The 605-nt window shown below is 81.7% G+C and carries 1 pseudogene; it reads right to left on the bottom strand.

What is annotated here, in order from left to right:
* A pseudogene (locus tag NFU81_RS41180) lies at window positions 1–266 on the bottom strand (hypothetical protein); the annotation flags it as partial.
* Between the last annotated feature and the right edge of the window lie 339 nt (window positions 267–605).

The raw sequence follows: 605 nt of genomic DNA, 5'->3' as shown, positions 1-605 counted from the left end.
CCCGCGGCCAGGACGCAGCCGGCGCCGGGCAGCAGGTGCAGCGCGGTCCGCCGCGCCCCGAGCCGGGCACCGCCCGCCGCCCGCTCCCCCACGGCCGCCACCCGCACCGCCCGCGGCACCCGGGCGTACAGCTCCTCGGCCAGCCCGAACACGTCGCGGTGCCGCAGCCGCCGGGCCTCCCCGTCGTTGACCCCGTACGCCTCAAGACCCGCGGCGATCTCCCACGCGTCCACGGCCCCGGCGATCATCCCCTGGTGCCGGTGCATCACCGCCCGCACCGGATCGGCCGGCCCCCGCCGCCTGGCCACCGGCTGCGAAATCGATTCACCACCCCGCCCCCCGCCCGCACCCGCCGCCGACCGCACCTGCCCGCCGCCCCCGAGCCGGGCCGCAGGGCTTGCCACCGTCTCCGCGTCCGCCCCGCAGGGCGCGGAGCCCGGCACCGGCGCGAGCCCCGCGCCGGCAAGCGTTCGGCCCGCGCCGGGAAGCGTCAGGCCCGCGCCGGGAAGCGCCAAACCGGCCTCGGCCGAGGCCGGCGCATCGCCGAGGCCCGCGTCGCCGCCCGCGCCGGAGCGCACGCCCCCGGCGCTCGGCTGGTCGAGACC

The sequence above is a fragment of the Actinacidiphila cocklensis genome (assembly GCF_907177275.1).
Taxonomy (GTDB): Bacteria; Actinomycetota; Actinomycetes; order Streptomycetales; family Streptomycetaceae; genus Actinacidiphila; species Actinacidiphila cocklensis.
Note: the sequence above shows the minus strand (reverse complement) of the source record. Positions and strands in the feature narration are given on the sequence as shown.